The sequence below is a fragment of the Variovorax sp. CCNWLW235 genome (genome assembly GCF_037204085.1).
Taxonomy (GTDB): Bacteria; Pseudomonadota; Gammaproteobacteria; order Burkholderiales; family Burkholderiaceae_C; genus Variovorax.
Genome location: NZ_JBBCBW010000012.1, coordinates 1 through 19,122, shown reverse-complemented (window position 1 = coordinate 19,122; position 19,122 = coordinate 1). Strand labels below are relative to the sequence as shown.

Here is a 19,122-nt window from a genome sequence, read left to right as displayed (position 1 = left end):
TGCCGCATGATCGACCGTAGCTTCATCGGCCACGCCCTGCCCGCCTTCGATGTGCGCGTGGAGGCCGGCCGGCTGCGCTTCTTCGCCAAGGCCACGGGGCAGACCGATCCGCTCTATGTCGATGAAGAAGCAGCGCGCGCCGCCGGCCTGCCCGGCTTGCTCGTGCCGCCCACATTTCTGTTCTGCCTGGAAATGGATGCGCCCGATCCCGCGGCAATCCGCAATCTTCTTGGCATGGACTACCGCAAGCTGCTGCACGGCGAGCAGCAGTTCGAGTACCACGCACCCGTGCATGCCGGCGACACCTTGCGCTTCGAGCAACGCATCGAAGACATCTATGACAAGAAAGGCGGTGCGCTGGAATTCGTGGTGCGCCGCACGCAGGTGCATAACCAGCGCGATGCACGCGTGGCCGAACTGCGCACCGTGACCGTGCTGCGCAACGGCTGAACGGGTTTGAACCGCATCACCATGACTTCAACACCCTCGCACACTCCCCGGTTCGACAGCCTGCATGTCGGCGACACGCTGCCCGCGCTGCAACTCGAACCCGTCTCGCGCCTCATGCTCGCGCTGTACTGCGGCGCATCGGGCGACCACAACCCGATTCATGTCGACATCGACTTTGCGCGCAGTGCCGGGCAGGCCGACGTGTTCGCCCACGGCATGCTGTCGATGGCCTGGCTTGGCCGGCTGCTGACCAACTGGGTGCCGCCCTCGGCGCTGCGCAGCTACGGCGTGCGCTTTGCGGCCATCACGCATGTGGGCGACCGCGTGCGCTGCGAAGGCCGCGTGACGGAGAAGTTCGAGGCGGGCGGCGAGCGCCGCGTGCGGCTCGAGCTCTCTACCGTCGACCAGGACGGCCAGGTCAAGCTCACGGGCGACGCCGTGGTGGCCCTGCCTTGATCTCTTCATCTTCTCGAACGCATTCCAATCCATGAACAAGTTGAACAAGTTGCACGACAAGGTCGCCCTGGTGTCGGGCTCGGGCCGCGGCATCGGCCGCAGCATCGCACTCAAGCTCGCAAGCGAAGGCGCTCGCGTGGTGGTCAACGATCTCGACGAGGCTCCGGCCGCTGAAACGGTGGCCACCATCCGCGAGGCCGGTGGGCAGGCGGTGGCCTGCATCGGAAGCGTGACGCAGGCCGACTTCGGCGCGCGCTTCGTCGGCACCGCAATAGAGACCTACGGCGGGCTGGACATCATCGTCAACAACGCCGGCTACACCTGGGACAACGTCATTCAGAAGATGAGCGACGAGCAGTGGGAAGACATCCTCGCCGTACACCTGACCGCGCCCTTCCGCATCCTGCGCGCCGCGGCCGATTTCATCCGCGAAGCGTCGAAGCGCGAGGCCGAGGCCGGCACGCCGGTGCTGCGCAAGGTGGTGAACATCTCGTCCACCTCGGGTGTCTACGGCAACGCGGGGCAAGCCAACTACGCGGCAGCCAAGTCGGGCATCAACGGCCTGACCAAGGCGCTCGCAAAGGAATGGGGCCGCTACAAAGTCAACGTGAACAGCGTGGCCTTCGGCCTTATCAAGACGCGGCTGACCGAGGCGGATGCCAATGCCGACGCCAGCATCGACATCGACGGGCGCCAGATCAAGGTCGGCGTCAACCCGCAGATCCTGAAGAACGCCGAATCGCTCATTCCGCTGGGCCGCGGCGGTACGGCCGAAGAAGCAGCGGGCGCTGTTTACCTGTTCTGCATTCCCGAGTCGGACTACGTGAGCGGACAAGTGCTGGTCTGCGGCGGCGGCCGCCCCTGAGCCGGAGCCGAGAGCAAATGCCCTTGCCCACTGCCGCACGCCCCTGGATGGACGCCGAGTTGTCCATGCTGGCCGACACCGCACGCCGGTTCTTCGAAACCGAATGCGTGCCGCGCCAGGAAGAATGGGCGCGCCAGCACCACCCCGACCGCGCCATCTGGCGCCGCGCGGGCGAGCTCGGCCTGCTGTGCCCCGGCATTCCGGAGGCCTACGGCGGCGGTGGCGGCGGCGTGCTGCATGAGGCTGTGATCTGCGAAGAGCAAGGCCGCGCGCTGGTCAACAGCTTCAGCCTCAACGTGCACAGCGGCATCCTCGCGCATTACCTGCTGGGCTACGGCTCTGAGGAACAGAAGCTGCGCTGGCTGCCGAAGATGGCCACCGGGGACATGGTCGGCGCCATTGCCATGACGGAGCCCGGCGCGGGCACCGACCTGCAGCGCATCAAGACCACGGCGCGGCCGGACGGCGACTGCTATGTGCTGAACGGCGCCAAGACCTTCATCACCAACGGCCTGCATGCCGACCTGGTGTGCGTGGCGGTAAAAACCGACCCGGCGCTGGGCGCCAAGGGGGTTTCGCTCTTGATGGTGGAAACGGCCGACCTGCCGGGCTTCCGGCGCGGCAAGCTGCTCGAGAAGGTCGGGCAGCGCGGCCAGGACACGGTCGAGCTGTTTTTCGACGACGTGCGCGTGCCGGCGTGCAACCTGCTCGGCGACACCGAAGGCCGTGGCTTCGTCCAGCTCATGCAGCAGTTGCCGCGCGAGCGGCTGCTCATTGCGGTGGGCGCTGCCGCCACCATGCAGCGCGCGGTGGACGACACCGTGGCCTACGCCACGCAGCGCCAGATCTTCGGCGACACGCTGATGAGCCTGCAGAACACCCGTTTTCGGCTGGCCGAATGCCAGACGCAGGCCGCCATTGCGCGCAGCTTTGTCGACGACTGCATGGCGCGCCTGCTGCGCGGCGAGCTCGACGCCGCAACCGCCGCCATGGCCAAGTGGTGGATCACCGACGCACTGTGCCGCGTGGCGGACGAATGCGTGCAGATCCATGGAGGCTACGGCTACATGACCGAGTACCCGATTGCGCGCATCTGGGCAGACGCGCGCGTAGGCCGCATCTACGGCGGTTCGAACGAGGTGATGAAGGAAATCATCGCCCGCGCGATCGAGCCCTGACCTCGAAGCCATGCAGCAAGAACCGGTTCCGCCGCCCATGACCGACCGCCCCGCCGCCGCCGAAACCCCGCCGCCGCACTGGCCGCGCGGGCTGCCAGCGCGCATCCACGTGCCGCGCATCACGCTCTGGCAGCAGCTCGAATCGGCGGCGCTGCGCTTTCCGGACAAGCCCGCCATCTTCTTCTGCGAGAACGCCGTCAGCTATGCCGCGCTGCGCGACCAGGCCGTGCGGCTGGCCGGCCACCTGCAGCAGCACGGCGTGAACCGCGGCGACCGGGTGTTGCTGCTGAGCCAGAACTGCCCGCAGTTCGTCGTCGCGTTCCACGCCATCGTGCGTGCGGGCGGCGTGGTGGTTCCGATCAATGCCATGAGTACTGCGGCCGAGGTGTCGCACTACCTGGCCGACAGCGGCGCCCGCGTGGCTTGCGTGGCGCAGGAGCTGCTCGCGGCAGTGGCTCCGGCGCTGCAGGACGGGCGGCTCGCACATGCCGTCGTGCACACCTATTCGGATGCGTTGCTGAACCCGCCCACGCAGCCGGCGCCCGATGCCGTGATGGCGCCCCGCATGCCGCTCGATGTGCCTCGCGCGGTGGCGTGGCAGACCGCACTGGCCGACGCACCGCCGCCGGATGGCGTAGACGTACAGCCCGAAGACCTGTGCCTGCTGCCCTACACCTCGGGCACCACGGGCCACCCCAAGGGCTGCATGCACACGCACCGCACCGTGCTGGCCTCGACGTACGGCGCCGCCCTGTGGCGCGGCCTGCATGCCGAGGCGGTGGTGCTCGCGGTGGCGCCGCTCTTTCACATGCTCGGGCTGCAGAACGCCATGCTGATGCCGCTTTCACAAGGCGCGACTGTCGTGATGCTGCCGCGCTGGGATGTGGCGGCCGCGGGCCGCGCCATCGAGCGCTACCGCGTCACCACCTGGGCCGCACCGCCCGCCATGCTGAACGACTTCTTCGCCCACCCGGAAACCGCGCAGCGCGACCTGCGCAGCCTCAGCATGCTCAACGGCGGCGGCGCGCCGATGCCGCAGGCCGTTGCCACGCTGCTGCGGGAGCGCTTCGGCATTTCGTACGTGGAGGGCTACGGCCTCACCGAGACGGCCTCGTTCCTGCACGGCAATCCGCCGGGCAATGGCAAGACGCTGTCGCTGGGCCTGCCGGCCTTCGGCGTCGATTCGCGCATCGTCGATCCGGTCACGCTGGCGCCGCTGCCCGACGGCGAAGTCGGCGAACTGGTCACGCACGGCGAGCAGCTCATGCTGGGCTACTGGAACAACCCACAGGCCAATGCGGCCGCCTTCTTCGAGCGCGACGGCAAGCGCTTCTTTCGCACCGGCGACCTCGCCTGCCGCGACGCAGACGGCTTCTTCTTCATGCGCGAACGGCTCAAACGCATGATCAACGTCAGTGGCTACAAGGTTTGGCCGGCCGAGGTGGAAGGCCTTCTTCACCAGCACCCGTCCGTGCACGAGGCGTGCGTGGTGGCCGTGCCGGACGCCCGCCAAGGCGAAGCGGTGCGCGCGCTGGTGGTGTGCAAGCCAGGTGCGCAGGTTGACGCGGAAGGCATCGCCGCGTGGTGCCGCGAGCGGCTTTCGGCCTACAAGGTGCCGCGCAGCGTGGTGTTCCGCAACGCCCTTCCCAAATCCGAGACCGGCAAGGTCCAGTGGCGGCTGTTGCAGGAAGAAGCCATTGCCGAAGCCGAACGCGCCGCGCATTGACGAAAACAAAGGAGACAAGCATGCAGACCTCATCTTTTTCTTCCGCTCCTGCGGGCCTGACACGCCGGGCACTCGGTGCCGGTGCGCTTGCTGCGTTCGGCGCGGCGGCACTCGGGCGGCACACCGCGGCACTGGCGGCGGAGTTTCCGACCAAGCCCATCACCGTCATCCTCCCCTTTCCGCCGGGCGGCATGCTCGATGCGGTGGTGCGCGCCATGCTGGACGCGGCCTCGCAGGAGATCGGCCAGCCCTTCGTGCTGACGCACAGGGCGGGCGCAGGCGGCGTAACCGGCACGGCCAGCCTCACCACCATGGGCGAGGCCGACGGCTACACGCTGGCCGTGATGCACAACACCGTCATCCGCCAGCCGCACATGATCAAGGTGCCGTGGGACCCGCGGACCGACTTCAGCTACGTGATCGGCATGGCCAGCCTGGCCACCGGCATTGCCGTGGCGGCCGATGCGCCCTGGAAGAGCCTTGCGGACCTGCTGGCCGACGCGAAGAAGCGCCCGGGCGAGATCAGCTGGGGCAATGTCGGCAGCACCAGCATCAACCGCATCTATGCCGAGCGGCTGGCGCGCGCGGCGGGCGTCAAGTTCAACTTCATTCCGTTCAAGGGCGGCAACGAGCAGCTCACCGCGCTCATCGGCCGCCACCTCGACGTGTCGGGCGACCCGGGCTTCGGCGCGATGGCAATGGGCGGCAAGGTGCGTGTGCTGGCCACCTTCACCGAAGAGCGGCTGAAGCGCTGGCCCGCGGTGCCGACCGTGAAGGAACAGGGCTACGACCTGGTGATCCAGTCGCCTTTCGGGCTGGTGGCGCCGAAGAACCTCGATGCGAAGATTTCCGCCCGCTTGCAGACGGCCCTGCGCAAAGGCATGGAAGACCCGGCCTACCAGCGCCTTTTGAGCGACTTCGATCTTGCGGCCTGGCCGATGGACAGCTCGGCGTTCCGCGCCTACGCGCAGGCCCAGTACACACGCGAGAAGCAGATGCTCGATGAAGTCGGCTTCAAACCCGAATGAACCTCGTGCAGATGAACGAAACCCTCGCCCCACCCGAATCCGAATCGGTCTCGCGCCCCGTGGCAGGTCCGGAGCGCCACGTGCCCTTTCTCGAACTGCTGGCCGCCAGCCGCGACTTTGCCGCCGACGGCAAGGCCATCGTCTCGCTCGAGCTGCGCCCCGATCTGTGCAACAACCACGGCGGCGGCCATGGCGGCGTGGTCATGACGCTGCTCGACAGCGCCATGGCGCATGCCGCGCTCAGCCGCATCGACTACAGCCGCGAAGTGGTGACCATCGACATGCACATCGGCTTCATGCGTCCCGCGGCGGGCCGGCTGGTGGCCACCGGCCGCGCGACGGGCGGCGGGCGCTCGGTGTGCTTTTGCGAGGCCGAGCTGGTCGACGGCAGCGGCACGGTGGTGGCCAAGGCAATGGGCACCTTCCGCTACCGCGCGCCGGCCGATGCAAACGCCAGCGGCGCACCTCGCCCCAACTGAACCCACTCGGCTGGAGACACACATGTACCTGACACAGGGCCTGCACCGCGCCGTGCAGCGCCACCCCCACAAGACGGCCCTCCGCCATGTGGCGGAAGACTCGGAGCGCTCGCTCGACTTTGCCGAGCTGCTGGATACGGTCGCGCGCCATGCCGCGGCACTGCAAGCAAGAGGCATACGGCCCGGCGATCGCGTGGCGCTGCTGGCGCCCAACAGCGACCGCCTCATCGTGGCGCTGTGGTCTTGCTGGTGGCTGGGCGCCGTGGCATGCCCGCTGAACACGCGCTGGAGCGTGCCCGAACTGCGCTTTGCACTGGCCGATGCGGGCGCCCTGCTTCTGGTCACCGATAACGCACTGGGCGAAACCGCCGCACCGCTGGGCGACCTGGCACCGGTGATTCCATTCAGCACGCTGGCCGGCGAGGCTGCGGGCTGCGCCCCGCTGCCCGACAGCCGCACCGGGGGCGACGCGCTGTGCACCCTGCTCTACACAGGCGGCACCACCGGGCGCTCGAAGGGCGTGATGCTCTCGCATGCCAATTTCTGGACCGCTTCGATGACGCGCGCCGCCGAGCTGCCGAACGCGCCCGACAGCGTGTCGCTGCTGGTGGCCCCGTTGTTCCATGTGGCCGGCATGGGGCGGCTGGTGGGCCAGTCGATGGTCGGCGGCACCTGCCTCACGATGCCGAGCTTTCGCGCGGAGCCTGTGCTCGCGGCTATAGAACGCCACGGCATCACCGACACGGTGATGGTGCCGAGCATGCTGCAGAGCGTGCTCGACTGGCCGCATTTCGACCCGGCGCGCGTGCAGTCGCTCAACCGCATTGCATTCGGCGCCGCGCCCATGCCGCCCGATCTGCTGGACCGCGCCCTCCAGGCCTGGCCCGAGGCGGAGTTCTTCCAGGCCTACGGGCTGACCGAAACCGCGGGCGCGGTCTGCATCAACCCGCCGCAGAACCACCGCGGCGAGGCGCGCCTGGGGGATCGGTGGCGCTCGGTCGGCCGCGCGGGGTTGGGTGCGGAGATTCGGATCGTCGACGAATCAGGCGCCGAGCTGCCGCGTGGGGCGGTCGGAGAAATCGTGGTGCGCGGGCCCATGGTCACGCGCGGCTACTGGAACCTGCCGGAGACCACCCAGCAGGCGTTCCGCGAGGGCTGGTTTCGCACCGGCGACGCGGCGCGCATGGACGAGGATGGCTACATATTCATTGCCGACCGGCTGAAGGACATGATCATCTCGGGCGGAGAGAACGTCTATTCCGGCGAGGTCGAGGCGGCGCTGCGCGGCCATCCGGCGGTGTCCGACGCCGCGGTGATCGGCGTGCCCGACACGCGCTGGGGCGAAGCGGTGCATGCGGTGGTCGTGGTGCGCCAGGGACATCCCGCGGCCGAAGCGGCGAGCGATGCCATCGCCGCGGAACTCATCGCCGAGCTTACGGCGTGGTGCCGCCGCGAACTTGCCGGCTACAAGTGCCCGCGCAGCATCGCCTTTGCCAGGGAGCTGCCGATGAGCGCCGCCGGCAAGGTGCTCAAGACCGCGTTGCGCGCCACCTATGGCGGATGAGATGTCCGCCGAAATGTCCGCGGAGATGGCCGATCAGGTGGACCGACGCAACGCCTACGCCCGCGTGCCGTTCACGCGGATGATGGGTGTGGAGCGCGCCTATTCGGAAGGCGGCCGGGCGCGGCTCTTGATCGATGCGCGGCCCGAGCTGCAGAACGTGATCGGTGCCGTGCATGGCGGCGTGATCCTCACCATGCTCGACGTGGTGATGGCGAGCGCGGCCGTCTCGCTGGTCGACTTCACCAAGACGGCCGTCACGCTGAACCTGAACACCAGCTTCCTGCGGCCCGGCCTCGGCCGCATCGTGGCCGACGGCTTTGCGCTGGAGACCAACGACGGCGTCGTCTCGTGCTCCGCCGAAGCGCGCGACGCCAGCGGCGAGCTGGTGGCCAGCGCGCTCGGATCGTTTCGCTACCTGCCGCTGCCGCCGTCGGAAAGCTGAGCGCAGCGGCGTCTTTCTTCATTCACACATCGCTCATGACCGAACACGCAGAAGCTTCTCTCGCACCGCCGCCCGAAGCGGCCTTCGACTTCCAGGGCCGCACGGTTTTCGTCGCCGGTGGAAGCAGCGGCATCAATCTTTCGATTGCCGAGGCTTTCGCCCGTCGCGGCGCCCGTGTGGGCATTGCGAGCCGCTCGCCCGAACGCGTGGCCGCTGCCGTCGAGCGCCTGCGCAGCCACGACGGCCGCGCCGAGGGATGGAGCGCCGACGTGCGCGATGCGGACAGCATCGGCGCCGCGCTGGCCGCCGTGCACGAAGCCTTTGGCCCCATCGATGTGCTGGTATCAGGTGCCGCCGGCAACTTCGTGGCGCCGGCGCTGGGCATGTCGAGCAAGGGCTTTCGAACCGTGGTCGACATCGACCTGGTGGGCACCTTCAACGTACTGCGCTCGGCGCATGAATTCCTGCGGCGGCCGGGCGCATCGGTCATCAACATCTCGGCGCCGCAGGCGGCCAACCCGACGCCCTACCAGGCGCATGTGTGCGCCGCCAAGGCCGGTGTCGACATGCTCACGCGCGTGCTGGCCATGGAATGGGGCGCCGACGGCGTGCGCGTCAATTCGATCGTGCCCGGCCCCATCGGCGACACCGAAGGCGTGCGCAGGCTGGCTCCTGGCCCCGAGGCGCTCGCAGCCATGGCCGCCTCCATTCCGCTCGGCCGCTTCGGCCGCACCGAAGACGTCGCGCTGATGGCGCTGATGCTGAGCTCGCCCTGGTCCAGTTTCGTCACGGGAGCCGTCGTTCCGGTGGACGGCGGCAGTTCGCTGGCAGGTGGACGCGACCTGAGTTCCGCGCTCAAGCCGACGGCCTGATCCGACATTCGCTCCTTCAACACCATGACCACACCCGAAGCTTCCCCTACCTACGAGCGCATCCGCTTCGAAACCGAGGGCTCGACGGCCGTGTTGACGCTCGACGACCCCGCCACCCGCAACGCGCTCGGCCCCGCCATGCGCGAAGAAGTGGCCGATGCGGTACAGCGCGTTCGGCGCAACCGCGGCGTGCGCGCGCTCGTCATCACCGGTGCCGGCGGGCACTTCTGCTCCGGCGGCGATCTGCGCAGCATTGCAAGCGCGGGGCTGGACAACCAGGGCTGGCGCGAGCGCCTGCACGATCTGCACGGCTGGCTGCGCGACCTCATCACGCTCGACCGCCCCGTGGTTGCCGCGGTCGATGGTGCGGCCTTCGGCGCCGGCTTCGGGCTGGCCATGGCCGCCGACTTCGTGATTGCCACGCCGCGCGCGCGCCTGTGCGTGTCTTTCATCAAAATCGGGCTCGTGCCCGACTGCGGCACCTTCTATACCCTGCCGCGCATCGTCGGTGCGCAACGCGCCAAGGAGCTGATGCTTTCGGGCCGCGAAGTCGGCGGCGAAGAAGCGCTGCGCCTCGGCCTGGCCATGGAGCTGCAGGCGCCCGGGCAATTGCTGCCCCGCGCACGCGCGCTGGCCGACAGCTTTGCAGGCGCATCGCCCTCGGCGGTGAGCCTCATCAAGCGCAGCCTGGCTGCTTCGGACGACCTGGACACCCGGCTCGAACTGGAGGCCAGCGCGCAGGCGCTGGCCATGGGAACCGCCGGCCACCGCGACGCCGTGGCGGACTTCCTCGCCAAGCGCGCGCCGCGCTTCCAGTGGCCCGGCTGAACGGCAGCTAAGGCAGGTTCTCGCGAAAGATCACCTGGCTGCGGGTGGTTTCCACCCCGCTGAGTGCTTCGCGCCCGTCGCGCAGGTTGGCAAAAATGCGCACGCAGTTCATGAGGGTGGTGTGCGGGCTTTGGGTAATTACCGCGTCCATGCTGCCGTCGATCAGCAGCGTGCGCGTATCGGGCGTTAGGCCGTGCCCGATGAAGACGACCTTCTGTTCGCGCCCCGCTTCCTTCAGCGCCCGCGCCACGCCATCGGATGCGCCACCAATGTTGTAGATGCCGCCCATGTCGGGGTATTGCTCCAGCAATGCGCGGGTCTGGCGGTAGTTCTTGCCGGCGTCGTCCTGGCCCTCGCGCAGGCCCACCACTTCGAGCCTGGGGAACATCTCGTCGATCACGTGCAGAAAGCCGGCTTCACGCTCTTCGTGGGCCTTGTAGCTCAGGCTGCCCGCGATGAGAGCAACCTTAGCGGCACGCGCGCCGATGAACCGCCCGATGAGATAGCCGGCCGTGCGCCCGGCGGCGCGGTTGTCCAAGCCCACAAAAGCGGCGCGTTCGGAGTTCGACAGGTCTGAAATGAGCGTGACCACCGGCAGCCCGCGCGCGGCAAGCGCCGCCACCGCCTCGCGCACCGCGGGGTGTTCCAGCGCCATCATCGCAATGCCGTCGCAACGCTGCCCGTGGCGCCGCAGCGCATCGGCCAGCTCATGCGGATTGAAGCTCTCGATGAACACGGTGCGGCACTGCACGTTGAACGGCGCCCAGTGCTCCTGCGAATACCCCACCATGTCGCCAAGCATGCGAATGAAGCGGTTGGTGCCGGCCGGCAGCAGGAACACCAGCCTGAGCGGCGGCGGCGTGAGCGCGGCATAGAGCTCGGGGCCGGGCAGATAGTCGAGATCGCCGGCGGCCTTGAGCACGCGCTGCACCGTGGCGTCGCGCACGCCGGGCCGTTTATTGAGCACGCGGTCGACGGTGGCGGTCGACACTTTGGCCGCACGCGCGATGTCGACCACGCGGGCGCGCCGCGCATCGGTTGAAGGGTTATCCCGCATACATCAAAAACCATCAGGATCGAGTTTGACCCGGATGATGCATCCTTTTATCTTCGCTGTGGCTCGAATCCAATGGTGCATCAGATTGCATCAGCCGCATTCCGAAGATCCAGGAGACAAAAGACATGACATCACTGACCCGCCGCAGTGCCTTGCGCACCCTTTCCGCACTCCCCGCCGCCGGCATCGTGTCGGCCGTGCCACGCATCGCGCGCGCCGCGGAGTTCTCGTACAAGTACGGCAACAACCTGCCGCTCAGTCATCCGCTGAACATTCGCGCGCAAGAGGCGGCCGACCGCATCGCCAAGGAAACCAACGGCCGGGTCGAGATCAAGATCTTTCCCAACAACCAGCTCGGCGGTGACACCGACATGCTGGCGCAGGTGCGCTCGGGCGGCATCGAGTTCTTCACGCCTTCTGCGCTCGTCATTGCCACGCTGGTGCCGGTGGCGGCCATCAACGCGGTGGGCTTTGCATTCAGCGACTACAACCAGGTGTGGGGCGCAATGGACGGCAAGCTCGGCGCCCACGTGCGCGGCGCCATTGCCAAGTCGCGCCTCTACGCCTTCGAGAAGATGTGGGACAACGGCTTTCGCCAAACCACCAGCAGCAAGGCCGCGGTCTCCAACGCGAAGGACATGGACGGGCTGAAGATCCGCGTGCCGGTGAGCCCGCTGTCTATCTCGATGTTCAAAGGCCTGGGCGCCGCGCCGGCAAGCCTGCAGTTCAGCGAGGTCTACTCCGCGCTGCAGACCAAGATCGTCGATGCGCAGGAAAACCCGCTGCCCATCATCCAGGTGGCCAAGCTGTTCGAGGTGCAGAAGTTCTGCTCGCTCACCAACCACATCTGGGACGGCTACTGGTTCGTTGCCAACGGCAGGGCGTGGGACGCCCTGCCCGCCGACCTCAAGACCATCGTGGCGCGCGCCATCAACGACGCCGGCATGCAGCAGCGCGAAGACATTCGCAAGCTCAACGACTCGGTGGTCGGCGACCTGCAGGCCAAGGGACTCACCATCAACCGCCCGACTGCCGAGAGCTTTCGCGCCAAGCTGCGTGAATCGGGCTTCTACGGTGAATGGAAGGGCCGCTTCGGCCCCGAGGCGTGGGCGCTGCTCGAAGGCGCCGTCGGCAAGCTGGCCTGATCGCCCATGGTGCATGAATCCACTCTCGAGGCGACGCCCCTCCTGAACGGGGACGCGGGCGCCGGCCCATCGGCCAACGCGCTGAGCGGCATGGCCGGGCGCGCAGACCGCATGCTCGGCGGGGCCGTCGAAGCGCTTGCCGCGCTGCTGGTACTCGCGGAGATCTGCGTGCTGTTTGCGGGCGTGATCTCGCGCTACGTGTTTCACGCGCCGCTGGTGTGGTCGGACGAACTCGCATCCATCCTGTTCCTGTGGCTCTCGATGCTGGGCGCGGCGGTGGCGCTGCGGCGCGGCGAACACATGCGCATGACCGCGCTGCTGCAAAAGGTGCAGCCTTCGACCCGCGCCCTGCTCGATGCCTTTGCCATTGCGGCGTCTGTCACCTTTCTGGTGCTGATCGTGTGGCCGTCTATCGACTACGCGCATGAAGAGTCGTTCATCGTCACTCCCGCGCTGGAAATCAGCAACGCATGGCGCGCCGCAGCAATTCCTGCCGGCATCGGCATCATGGTGGTCATGGCGCTGCTGCGCCTGCTGCGCGTATGCACCGGCCGGCAGATCGCGGTCGCGGTGCTGGGCATGGCTGCGCTGGTGGGCGCCTTCTGGCTGGCGGCGCCGCTCTTCTCCACGCTGGGCAAGTTCAACCTGGTGATCTTCTTCGTGGTGGTGGTGGCGGCCACGGTGCTCTCGGGCGTGCCCATTGCTTTTTCATTCGCTCTGGCAACCTTCGGATACCTGGCGCTCACCACGCGCACGCCGCTCCTGGTAATGGTGGGGCGGCTCGACGAAGGCATGTCGCACCTCATCCTGCTTGCGGTGCCGCTCTTCATCTTCCTGGGCGCACTCATCGAGATGACCGGCATGGCCCGCGCCATGATCCAGTTTCTTGCCAGCCTGCTGGGCCATGTAAGGGGCGGCCTCTCGTATGTGCTGATTGGCGCGATGTACCTGGTGTCTGGCATTTCGGGCTCCAAGATCGCCGACATGGCAGCCATTGCGCCCGTGCTGTTCCCGGAAATGGTGAAGCGCGGCGCCAAGCCGGGCGACCTGGTGGCGCTGCTCTCCGCCACCGGCGCGCAGACCGAGACCATTCCGCCGTCGATCGTGCTCATCACCATCGGCTCGGTCACCGGCATTTCCATTGCGGCGCTGTTCACCGGCGGGCTGCTGCCGGCCGTGGTGCTGGGCGCCGCACTGTGCGTGGTGGTGTGGTGGCGCTACCGCCGCGAAGACCTGAGCGGCGTGCAACGCCACAGCAAGCGCGAAATCGGCAAGCTGCTGCTGGTGGCGCTGCCCGCGGTGCTGCTGCCCTTCGTGATTCGCGCCGCGGTGGTCGAGGGCGTGGCAACGGCCACCGAGGTGTCGACCATCGGCATCGTCTACTCGGCGCTCGTCGGGCTCTTCGTGTACCGGCAGTTCGACTGGAAGCGGCTCAAGCCGATGCTCGTCGACACGGCATCGCTCTCGGGCGCCATCATCTTCATCGTGGGCTGTGCCACCGCCATGGCCTGGGGTCTCACGCAGTCTGGCTTCTCGCAAGATCTGGCACGCATCATGGGTGCGCTGCCGGGCGGCACCTACGGCTTTCTTGCGGTGTCGATCGTCGCCTTCATCGTGCTGGGCAGCGTGCTCGAGGGCATTCCGGCCATCGTGCTCTTCGGGCCGCTGCTCTTTCCCATTGCCAAGGCGGCGGGGGTGCACGAGGTGCACTACGCCATGGTCGTCATTTTTGCGATGGGCATCGGCCTCTTCGCCCCGCCCTTCGGCGTGGGCTACTACGGCGCATGCGCGGTGAGCAAGGTCAACCCCGACGAAGGCATCAGGCATATCTGGGGCTACATCGCCGCCATGCTGGTGGGCCTGGTGATCGTGGCCGCGTTCCCATGGTTCTCGACCGGTTTTCTCAAGTTCTGACACCACAACAACACACTCACATCAACGGAGCCAACCGCAATGAGTCGATTCCTCGGCGAGATTCGCCAGCTGGGCTATGTCGTGCACGACATCGAGGCCGCCATGGACTACTGGAGCACCAAGCTCGGCGTGGGCCCCTGGTTCTACAACCCCAAGGTGCCCATCAAGAACTACCGCTACAACGGCGAGGCGCACGAGCCGCACAACTCGGTTGCGCTGGCCAACTCCGGCTATGTGCAGGTCGAACTCATCCAGACGCGCAACAACGTGCCTTCGATGTACCGCGACTTCCTGCAGGCCGGCCGCACCGGCCTGCAGCACGTGGCCTACTGGACGGCCGACTACGACGCCGACCTGGCGCGCCTCACCGCGCAGGGCTTCAAGCCGGTAATGAGCGGCGAAGTGGGCGAGCGTGGCCGCTTCATCTACTTCGACACCGAATACCACCCGGGCACGGTGATCGAGCTGTCCGAAGTGGCGGGCCCCAAGGGCAAGATGTTCGACCTGATCAGAAGCGCCTCCGAAGGCTGGGACGGCAGCGAACCGGTGCGCCCCTTTCCGGACCTGAGCAAGCTGTGAGCATGACGATGGCGCCTGCTGAACGCATCCACGCGCGCTACCTCATCGAAACGCCGCTGGAGCCGGCCGCCGTGGCCGAGGTGATGGCGGGCGAGCAGTCGTGCGGCACCTTCACACGCGTGGAGGGCGAGACCGATGCGCTGCGCGAGCGGGCCCGCGCCACCGTCGAGGCAATTGCCGAAGTTGCTCCGGCCGAGGCACCAAGCCTGCCCAACGCGCTACTGGAGCGCAAGGGCACGCGCGGGCCATGGCGTCGCGCGTACATCGACATTTCGTTTCCGGTGGCGAACATCGGTGCCAACCTGCCGACGCTCGCGGCCACCGTGTCGGGCAACCTGTACGACCTGGGCGAAGTAACGGGCCTGCGGCTCGAATCGCTGCGGGTGCCAGCCGCCTACCGCGCGCAATTCGAAATGCCGCGCGCCGGCATCGTGGGTACACGGCGCGCCACCGGCGTGGCGAGCGGTGCGCTGGTCGGCACCATCATCAAGCCGAACGTGGGGCTGTCCGCAGCCGAGACGGCAGAGCTGGTTGCACGGCTGTGCGCCGCGGGGGTCGACTTCATCAAGGACGACGAGGTGTGTGCCGACCCCGCGCATGCCCCGCTTGCCGAGCGCGTGCCCGCGGTCATGGCCGTGGTGCGCGCGCACCAGGAGCGCACCGGCAAGCACGTGATGGTGGCCTTCAACATCACCGACGAAACCGATGCCATGAAGCGGCATGCCGACCTGGTCGAGCGCGAAGGCGGCTCGTGCGTGATGGCCAGCCTCAACTGGTGCGGGCACTCGGGCATCCAGACCTTGCGGCGCCACACCGGCCTGGCGCTGCACGGCCACCGCAACGGATACGGCGCACTGTCGCGGCATCCTTTGCTCGGCATCTCTTTCCAGGCCTATCAAACGCTTTGGCGGCTCGCCGGTGTCGACCACATGCACGTGCACGGCTTGCAGGGCAAGTTCTCGCAGGCCGACAGCGAAGTGATCGAGTCGGCACGCGACTGCTTCACGCCGTTGACCGATGCAGCGGACGACCGCGTGATGCCGGCTTTCTCGTCGGGCCAATGGGCCGGCACCGTGCCAGCCACCTGGGCCGCCATCGGTAGCGACGACCTGCTCTTCATGGCCGGCGGCGGCATTCTTGCGCATCCGGACGGTGCGGCCGCAGGCGTGGCCAGCATCCGGCAGGCATGGTCGGCCGTTCGCAACGGTGTTGCGCTGGAAGACGCGGCCCGCGGCGCTCCCGAGCTTGCGCGTGCCCTCGCCTTCTTCGGCAAGCCGTGAGGCCGGCAGTGCCCGCCCCGGCCATCGTCTACTACGGCGATGACTTCACCGGCGCAACCGACACGCTCGGCACCGCGGCGCGGGCAGGCCTGCGTGCGCTGCTGTTCCTCAAGACGCCCGATGCCGCACGGCTCGCCCGCACCGGGCCGCTCGACGTGCTGGGCATTGCCGGCGCGGCCCGTGCCATGGGGCCAGAAGCGATGCAGGCCGAGTTGGCCCCGGTGGCCGCGCTGTTCCGCTCGCTCGGCGCCCGCGTGCTGCACTACAAGACCTGCTCCACCTTCGACAGCGCGCCGCACATCGGATCCATTGGCGCGGCCGTTCGTGCGCTGCGTACCGCCGTGGAACAACCGTGGACCGCGATCGTGGGCGGCCAGCCCAACCTTGGGCGGTATTGCCTTTTTGGCAACCTGTTCGCCGCGGCGGGTGCGGGAGGCGAGGTGTTTCGCATCGACAGGCATCCGACGATGAGCCGCCACCCGGTCACGCCGATGGATGAGTCGGATCTGCGGGCTCACCTGGGCAGGCAGGGCCTGGCCGACGTGCGCTCCATTCCCTTCACGGCCGCCGTGCAAGGCCCGGATGCGCTTGGCAATGCACTGCAGCGCGCATTGCAAGCGCCCTTCTCTGACGCCGGCACCGGCGCCGTGCTGTTCGACGTGGCCGAAGCACCGCAACTGGCAAGCATCGGCCAGGTGTTGTGGGCACAGGCACGCAATGCCACGCTGCTTGCCGTGGGGCCGAGCAGCGTGGTCGGTGCGCTGGCCACGGCGCTGGGGCCGCACCTTGCCGATGCCCAGCCGGGCGCGCCCCGCGTGACGCCCGCGCAAGGCCCGGTGCTGGTGCTTGCCGGCAGCCTCTCGCCTGTGACGGCACGGCAGGTGGCGGCGGCACGGTCGTTCGATACGGTGTGGCTCGATGCGCCGCTGCTCGCACAGCGGAATGCAGCCGCGCTCGAACGCCATGCCCAGGACATTGCACGCGGTCTGGCCGGAGGCCGCAACGTGCTGGCCTGTACCCGCCCCTCTGAACAACAGTTGCGGCCCACCACCGAACTCGATGCGCAGGCGCTCGCACGCGCGGGCGGCGATCTGCTGGCCGCGGTGCTGGCGATGGCGCCGCTGCGGCGCGTAGGCATCGCCGGCGGCGACACATCGAGCCACGGCGTGCAGGCGCTCGATGCGTGGGGGCTTTCCTATGCGGCGGACATGGGCGCGGGCGCATCGCTGTGCCGGGTGCACAGCGACGATGCCGCGCTCGACGGCATGGAGATCATGCTGAAGGGCGGCCAGATGGGCTCGAACGACGTGTTCGAACACCTGGTGCACGGCATCGCCTAGCCCTGCGCCGCCGCACCAGTTGCGAGCGCGGGCTCCGTTCGGGTGCCTGCTTGACCCCCGCACAAGGCGCCTCTTACAGCGAAACAGCGATTCGCGCATGCAGGCACGGTCTTTGCATGACCAGGAAATCACGGTGTAACGAAGCACCGCTTTGGTGTGGTTTTCGCGGTCTTGCGAACACCCGGCGCAAATAGCGCCAGCACCTTCAGCCCGCACTCAGCGGGCGCCCCTCCCCCCAACCCCGCTCGTCAATGCAGCCCTGCAAGGCTGCGTTGCGGCATTTGCATTTTCGAAAGGCCCCACCCCATGCACAAACTCAAGCTCGTGATGGTCGGCAACGGCATGGCCGGCGTGCGCACCCTGGAAGAGCTCTTGAAGCTCGCGCCGGACATGTACGACATCACCGTCTTCGGTGCCGAGCCGCACCCCAACTACAACCGCATCCTCCTGTCGCCCGTCCTGGCCGGCGAGCAGACCGTGGACGAGATCGTGCTCAACAGCTGGGAGTGGTACACGGACAACGGCATCACCCTGCACGCGGGCAAGAAAGTCGTCGAAGTCGACCGCGTCAAGCGCATCGTGCGCGCCGTGGACGCCCAGGGCGCCGTCACCGAGGCCGCCTACGACCGCCTCCTGATGTGCACCGGCTCCAACCCCTTCATGCTGCCCGTGCCCGGCAAGGACCTGAAGGGCGTCATCGCCTACCGCGACATCGCCGACACCGACTACATGATCGAGACCGCCCGCACGCACAAGAACGCGGTCGTCATCGGCGGGGGCCTGCTGGGCCTGGAGGCGGCCAACGGCCTCATGCTGCGCGGCATGAGCGTCACCGTGGTGCACGTCATGCCCTGGCTCATGGAGCGCCAGCTGGACGACGTGGCCGGCAAGCTGTTGCAGAAGTCCCTGGAAGACCGGGGCCTGAAGTTCCTCATCGGCGCCCAGACCCAGGAGCTCGTCGGCGACGCGGACGAGGGCAAAGGCGGCCGGGTCAAGACCATCCGCTTCAAGGACGGCACCGAGGTGGCCGCCGACCTGGTCGTCATGGCTGTCGGCATCCGCCCCAACACCGCGCTGGCCGAGAAGATGCGCCTGCACTGCAACCGCGGCATCGTGGTCAACGACACCATGCAGACCGTGACCGATGCGCGCATCTACTCGGTGGGCGAATGCGCGGCCCACCGCGGCATCGCCTACGGCCTGGTGGCCCCCCTCTTCGAGCAGGCCAAGGTCGCGGCCAACCACCTGGCGCAGTTCGGCATCGGCCGCTACCTGGGCTCGCTCACCTCCACCAAGCTCAAGGTCACGGGCATCGACCTCTTCTCGGCCGGCGAGTTCATGGGCGGCGAAGGCACCGAGGAGATCGTCATGAGCGACCCCTTCGGCGGGGTCTACAAGAAGCTGGTGATCAAGGACGACAAGCTGGTGGGCGCGTGCCTGTACGGCGACACGGTGGACGGCAGCTGGTACTTCAAGCTGCTGCGCGACGGGCGCAGCGTGCACGACATCCGCGACAAGCTGATGTTCGGCGAGTCCAACATCGGCGACACCGGCCACGAGGGCCACAACAAGGCCGCCAGCATGCCCGACGAGGCCGAGGTGTGCGGCTGCAACGGGGTGAGCAAGGGCACCATCTGCAAGGCGATCAAGGAAAAAGGCCTGTTCACGCTGGACGAGGTCAAGAAGCACACCAAGGCCAGCGCCAGCTGCGGTTCCTGCACCGGGCTGGTGGAGCAGATCCTGATGTTCACCGCCGGGGGCGACTATTCGGCCACGCCCAAGAAGAAGGCGGTGTGCGGCTGCACCGATGCGAGCCACCAGGAGGTGCGCGACGCCATCCGCAAGGACCACCACCTGACGCACGACGCGGTGTACCGCCACCTGGGCTGGCGCACGCCCAACGGCTGCGCGACCTGCCG

The 19,122-nt window shown here is 67.8% G+C and carries 18 protein-coding genes; 17 read left to right on the top strand and 1 reads right to left on the bottom strand.

The features are described from left to right. The first annotated feature begins 6 nt into the window (after positions 1-6). The 11 genes from V9L21_RS14960 to V9L21_RS14910 are packed head-to-tail and all read left to right on the top strand — an operon-like array spanning position 7 to position 9,888. A complete protein-coding gene (locus V9L21_RS14960) occupies positions 7-450 on the top strand; it encodes a MaoC family dehydratase N-terminal domain-containing protein (RefSeq protein WP_337313094.1) in 444 nt (147 codons plus the stop codon). Positions 451-471: 21 nt separating this feature from the next. Beyond that, entirely contained in the window at positions 472-906 is a 435-nt protein-coding gene (locus V9L21_RS14955; RefSeq protein ID WP_337313092.1) for a MaoC family dehydratase, read from the top strand. Positions 907-937: 31 nt separating this feature from the next. Next, complete coding sequence (locus V9L21_RS14950; RefSeq protein ID WP_337313090.1) at positions 938-1,771, top strand: SDR family NAD(P)-dependent oxidoreductase; 834 nt, start codon at positions 938-940, stop codon at positions 1,769-1,771. Between the two features lie 17 nt (positions 1,772-1,788). After that, a complete protein-coding gene (locus V9L21_RS14945; RefSeq protein WP_337313088.1) occupies positions 1,789-2,949 on the top strand; it encodes an acyl-CoA dehydrogenase family protein in 1,161 nt (386 codons plus the stop codon). 37 nt (positions 2,950-2,986) lie between these two features. Next, the gene (locus tag V9L21_RS14940) at positions 2,987-4,675 is read left to right on the top strand and encodes a long-chain-fatty-acid--CoA ligase (protein WP_337313086.1); all 1,689 of its coding nucleotides are present in this window, start codon (positions 2,987-2,989) and stop codon (positions 4,673-4,675) included. Between the two features lie 20 nt (positions 4,676-4,695). Further along, on the top strand, positions 4,696-5,703 hold the full coding sequence (locus tag V9L21_RS14935) for a tripartite tricarboxylate transporter substrate binding protein (protein ID WP_337313084.1): 1,008 nt from the start codon (positions 4,696-4,698) through the stop codon (positions 5,701-5,703). Then, positions 5,700-6,182, top strand: a complete 483-nt coding sequence (locus V9L21_RS14930) for a PaaI family thioesterase (RefSeq protein WP_337313082.1) — start codon at positions 5,700-5,702, stop codon at positions 6,180-6,182. The genes V9L21_RS14935 and V9L21_RS14930 overlap by 4 nt, the downstream gene beginning before the upstream one ends. 22 nt (positions 6,183-6,204) lie before the next feature. Continuing rightward, on the top strand, positions 6,205-7,746 hold the full coding sequence (locus tag V9L21_RS14925) for a class I adenylate-forming enzyme family protein (RefSeq protein ID WP_337313080.1): 1,542 nt from the start codon (positions 6,205-6,207) through the stop codon (positions 7,744-7,746). A 1-nt stretch (position 7,747) separates the two neighbouring features. Continuing rightward, entirely contained in the window at positions 7,748-8,188 is a 441-nt protein-coding gene (locus tag V9L21_RS14920) for a PaaI family thioesterase (RefSeq protein WP_337313078.1), read from the top strand. Positions 8,189-8,223: 35 nt separating this feature from the next. Continuing rightward, positions 8,224-9,060 carry an SDR family oxidoreductase gene (locus V9L21_RS14915; protein WP_337313077.1) on the top strand — a complete coding sequence of 279 codons (837 nt, stop codon included), beginning with the start codon at positions 8,224-8,226 and terminating at the stop codon, positions 9,058-9,060. Positions 9,061-9,084: 24 nt separating this feature from the next. Continuing rightward, positions 9,085-9,888 carry an enoyl-CoA hydratase/isomerase family protein gene (locus tag V9L21_RS14910; RefSeq protein WP_337313075.1) on the top strand — a complete coding sequence of 268 codons (804 nt, stop codon included), beginning with the start codon at positions 9,085-9,087 and terminating at the stop codon, positions 9,886-9,888. 7 nt (positions 9,889-9,895) lie between these two features. On the opposite strand, the gene V9L21_RS14905 is transcribed toward V9L21_RS14910, so the two are convergent. Beyond that, a complete protein-coding gene (locus V9L21_RS14905) occupies positions 9,896-10,945 on the bottom strand; it encodes a LacI family DNA-binding transcriptional regulator (RefSeq protein ID WP_337313073.1) in 1,050 nt (349 codons plus the stop codon). A gap of 125 nt (positions 10,946-11,070) precedes the next feature. Here V9L21_RS14905 and V9L21_RS14900 point away from each other — a divergent pair, with 125 nt between their 5' ends. The 6 genes from V9L21_RS14900 to V9L21_RS14875 all read left to right on the top strand — a co-directional run. Then, entirely contained in the window at positions 11,071-12,090 is a 1,020-nt protein-coding gene (locus V9L21_RS14900) for a TRAP transporter substrate-binding protein (protein ID WP_337313071.1), read from the top strand. 6 nt (positions 12,091-12,096) lie between these two features. Beyond that, complete coding sequence (locus V9L21_RS14895; RefSeq protein ID WP_337313069.1) at positions 12,097-14,004, top strand: TRAP transporter large permease; 1,908 nt, start codon at positions 12,097-12,099, stop codon at positions 14,002-14,004. A gap of 39 nt (positions 14,005-14,043) precedes the next feature. Beyond that, the gene (locus V9L21_RS14890) at positions 14,044-14,583 is read left to right on the top strand and encodes a VOC family protein (RefSeq protein WP_281150871.1); all 540 of its coding nucleotides are present in this window, start codon (positions 14,044-14,046) and stop codon (positions 14,581-14,583) included. A gap of 8 nt (positions 14,584-14,591) precedes the next feature. Further along, the gene (locus tag V9L21_RS14885) at positions 14,592-15,863 is read left to right on the top strand and encodes a ribulose-bisphosphate carboxylase large subunit family protein (protein ID WP_337313310.1); all 1,272 of its coding nucleotides are present in this window, start codon (positions 14,592-14,594) and stop codon (positions 15,861-15,863) included. A gap of 8 nt (positions 15,864-15,871) precedes the next feature. Continuing rightward, positions 15,872-17,203, top strand: a complete 1,332-nt coding sequence (locus V9L21_RS14880; protein ID WP_337313065.1) for a four-carbon acid sugar kinase family protein — start codon at positions 15,872-15,874, stop codon at positions 17,201-17,203. Positions 17,204-17,509: 306 nt separating this feature from the next. Then, positions 17,510-19,122, top strand: a 1,613-nt coding sequence (locus tag V9L21_RS14875; RefSeq protein WP_337313064.1) for an NAD(P)/FAD-dependent oxidoreductase, incomplete at its 3' end; no start/stop codon positions are given.

Bases quoted from the DNA above. Each gene is read 5' to 3' on its own strand.
- V9L21_RS14960 (WP_337313094.1), top strand. From the start codon at position 7: ATGATCGACCGTAGCTTCATCGGCCACGCCCTGCCCGCCTTCGATGTG.
- V9L21_RS14955 (WP_337313092.1), top strand. From the start codon at position 472: ATGACTTCAACACCCTCGCACACTCCCCGGTTCGACAGCCTGCATGTC.
- V9L21_RS14950 (WP_337313090.1), top strand. From the start codon at position 938: ATGAACAAGTTGAACAAGTTGCACGACAAGGTCGCCCTGGTGTCGGGC.
- V9L21_RS14945 (WP_337313088.1), top strand. From the start codon at position 1,789: ATGCCCTTGCCCACTGCCGCACGCCCCTGGATGGACGCCGAGTTGTCC.
- V9L21_RS14940 (WP_337313086.1), top strand. From the start codon at position 2,987: ATGACCGACCGCCCCGCCGCCGCCGAAACCCCGCCGCCGCACTGGCCG.
- V9L21_RS14935 (WP_337313084.1), top strand. From the start codon at position 4,696: ATGCAGACCTCATCTTTTTCTTCCGCTCCTGCGGGCCTGACACGCCGG.
- V9L21_RS14930 (WP_337313082.1), top strand. From the start codon at position 5,700: ATGAACCTCGTGCAGATGAACGAAACCCTCGCCCCACCCGAATCCGAA.
- V9L21_RS14925 (WP_337313080.1), top strand. From the start codon at position 6,205: ATGTACCTGACACAGGGCCTGCACCGCGCCGTGCAGCGCCACCCCCAC.
- V9L21_RS14920 (WP_337313078.1), top strand. From the start codon at position 7,748: ATGTCCGCCGAAATGTCCGCGGAGATGGCCGATCAGGTGGACCGACGC.
- V9L21_RS14915 (WP_337313077.1), top strand. From the start codon at position 8,224: ATGACCGAACACGCAGAAGCTTCTCTCGCACCGCCGCCCGAAGCGGCC.
- V9L21_RS14910 (WP_337313075.1), top strand. From the start codon at position 9,085: ATGACCACACCCGAAGCTTCCCCTACCTACGAGCGCATCCGCTTCGAA.
- V9L21_RS14905 (WP_337313073.1), bottom strand. From the start codon at position 10,945: ATGCGGGATAACCCTTCAACCGATGCGCGGCGCGCCCGCGTGGTCGAC.
- V9L21_RS14900 (WP_337313071.1), top strand. From the start codon at position 11,071: ATGACATCACTGACCCGCCGCAGTGCCTTGCGCACCCTTTCCGCACTC.
- V9L21_RS14895 (WP_337313069.1), top strand. From the start codon at position 12,097: ATGGTGCATGAATCCACTCTCGAGGCGACGCCCCTCCTGAACGGGGAC.
- V9L21_RS14890 (WP_281150871.1), top strand. From the start codon at position 14,044: ATGAGTCGATTCCTCGGCGAGATTCGCCAGCTGGGCTATGTCGTGCAC.
- V9L21_RS14885 (WP_337313310.1), top strand. From the start codon at position 14,592: ATGGCGCCTGCTGAACGCATCCACGCGCGCTACCTCATCGAAACGCCG.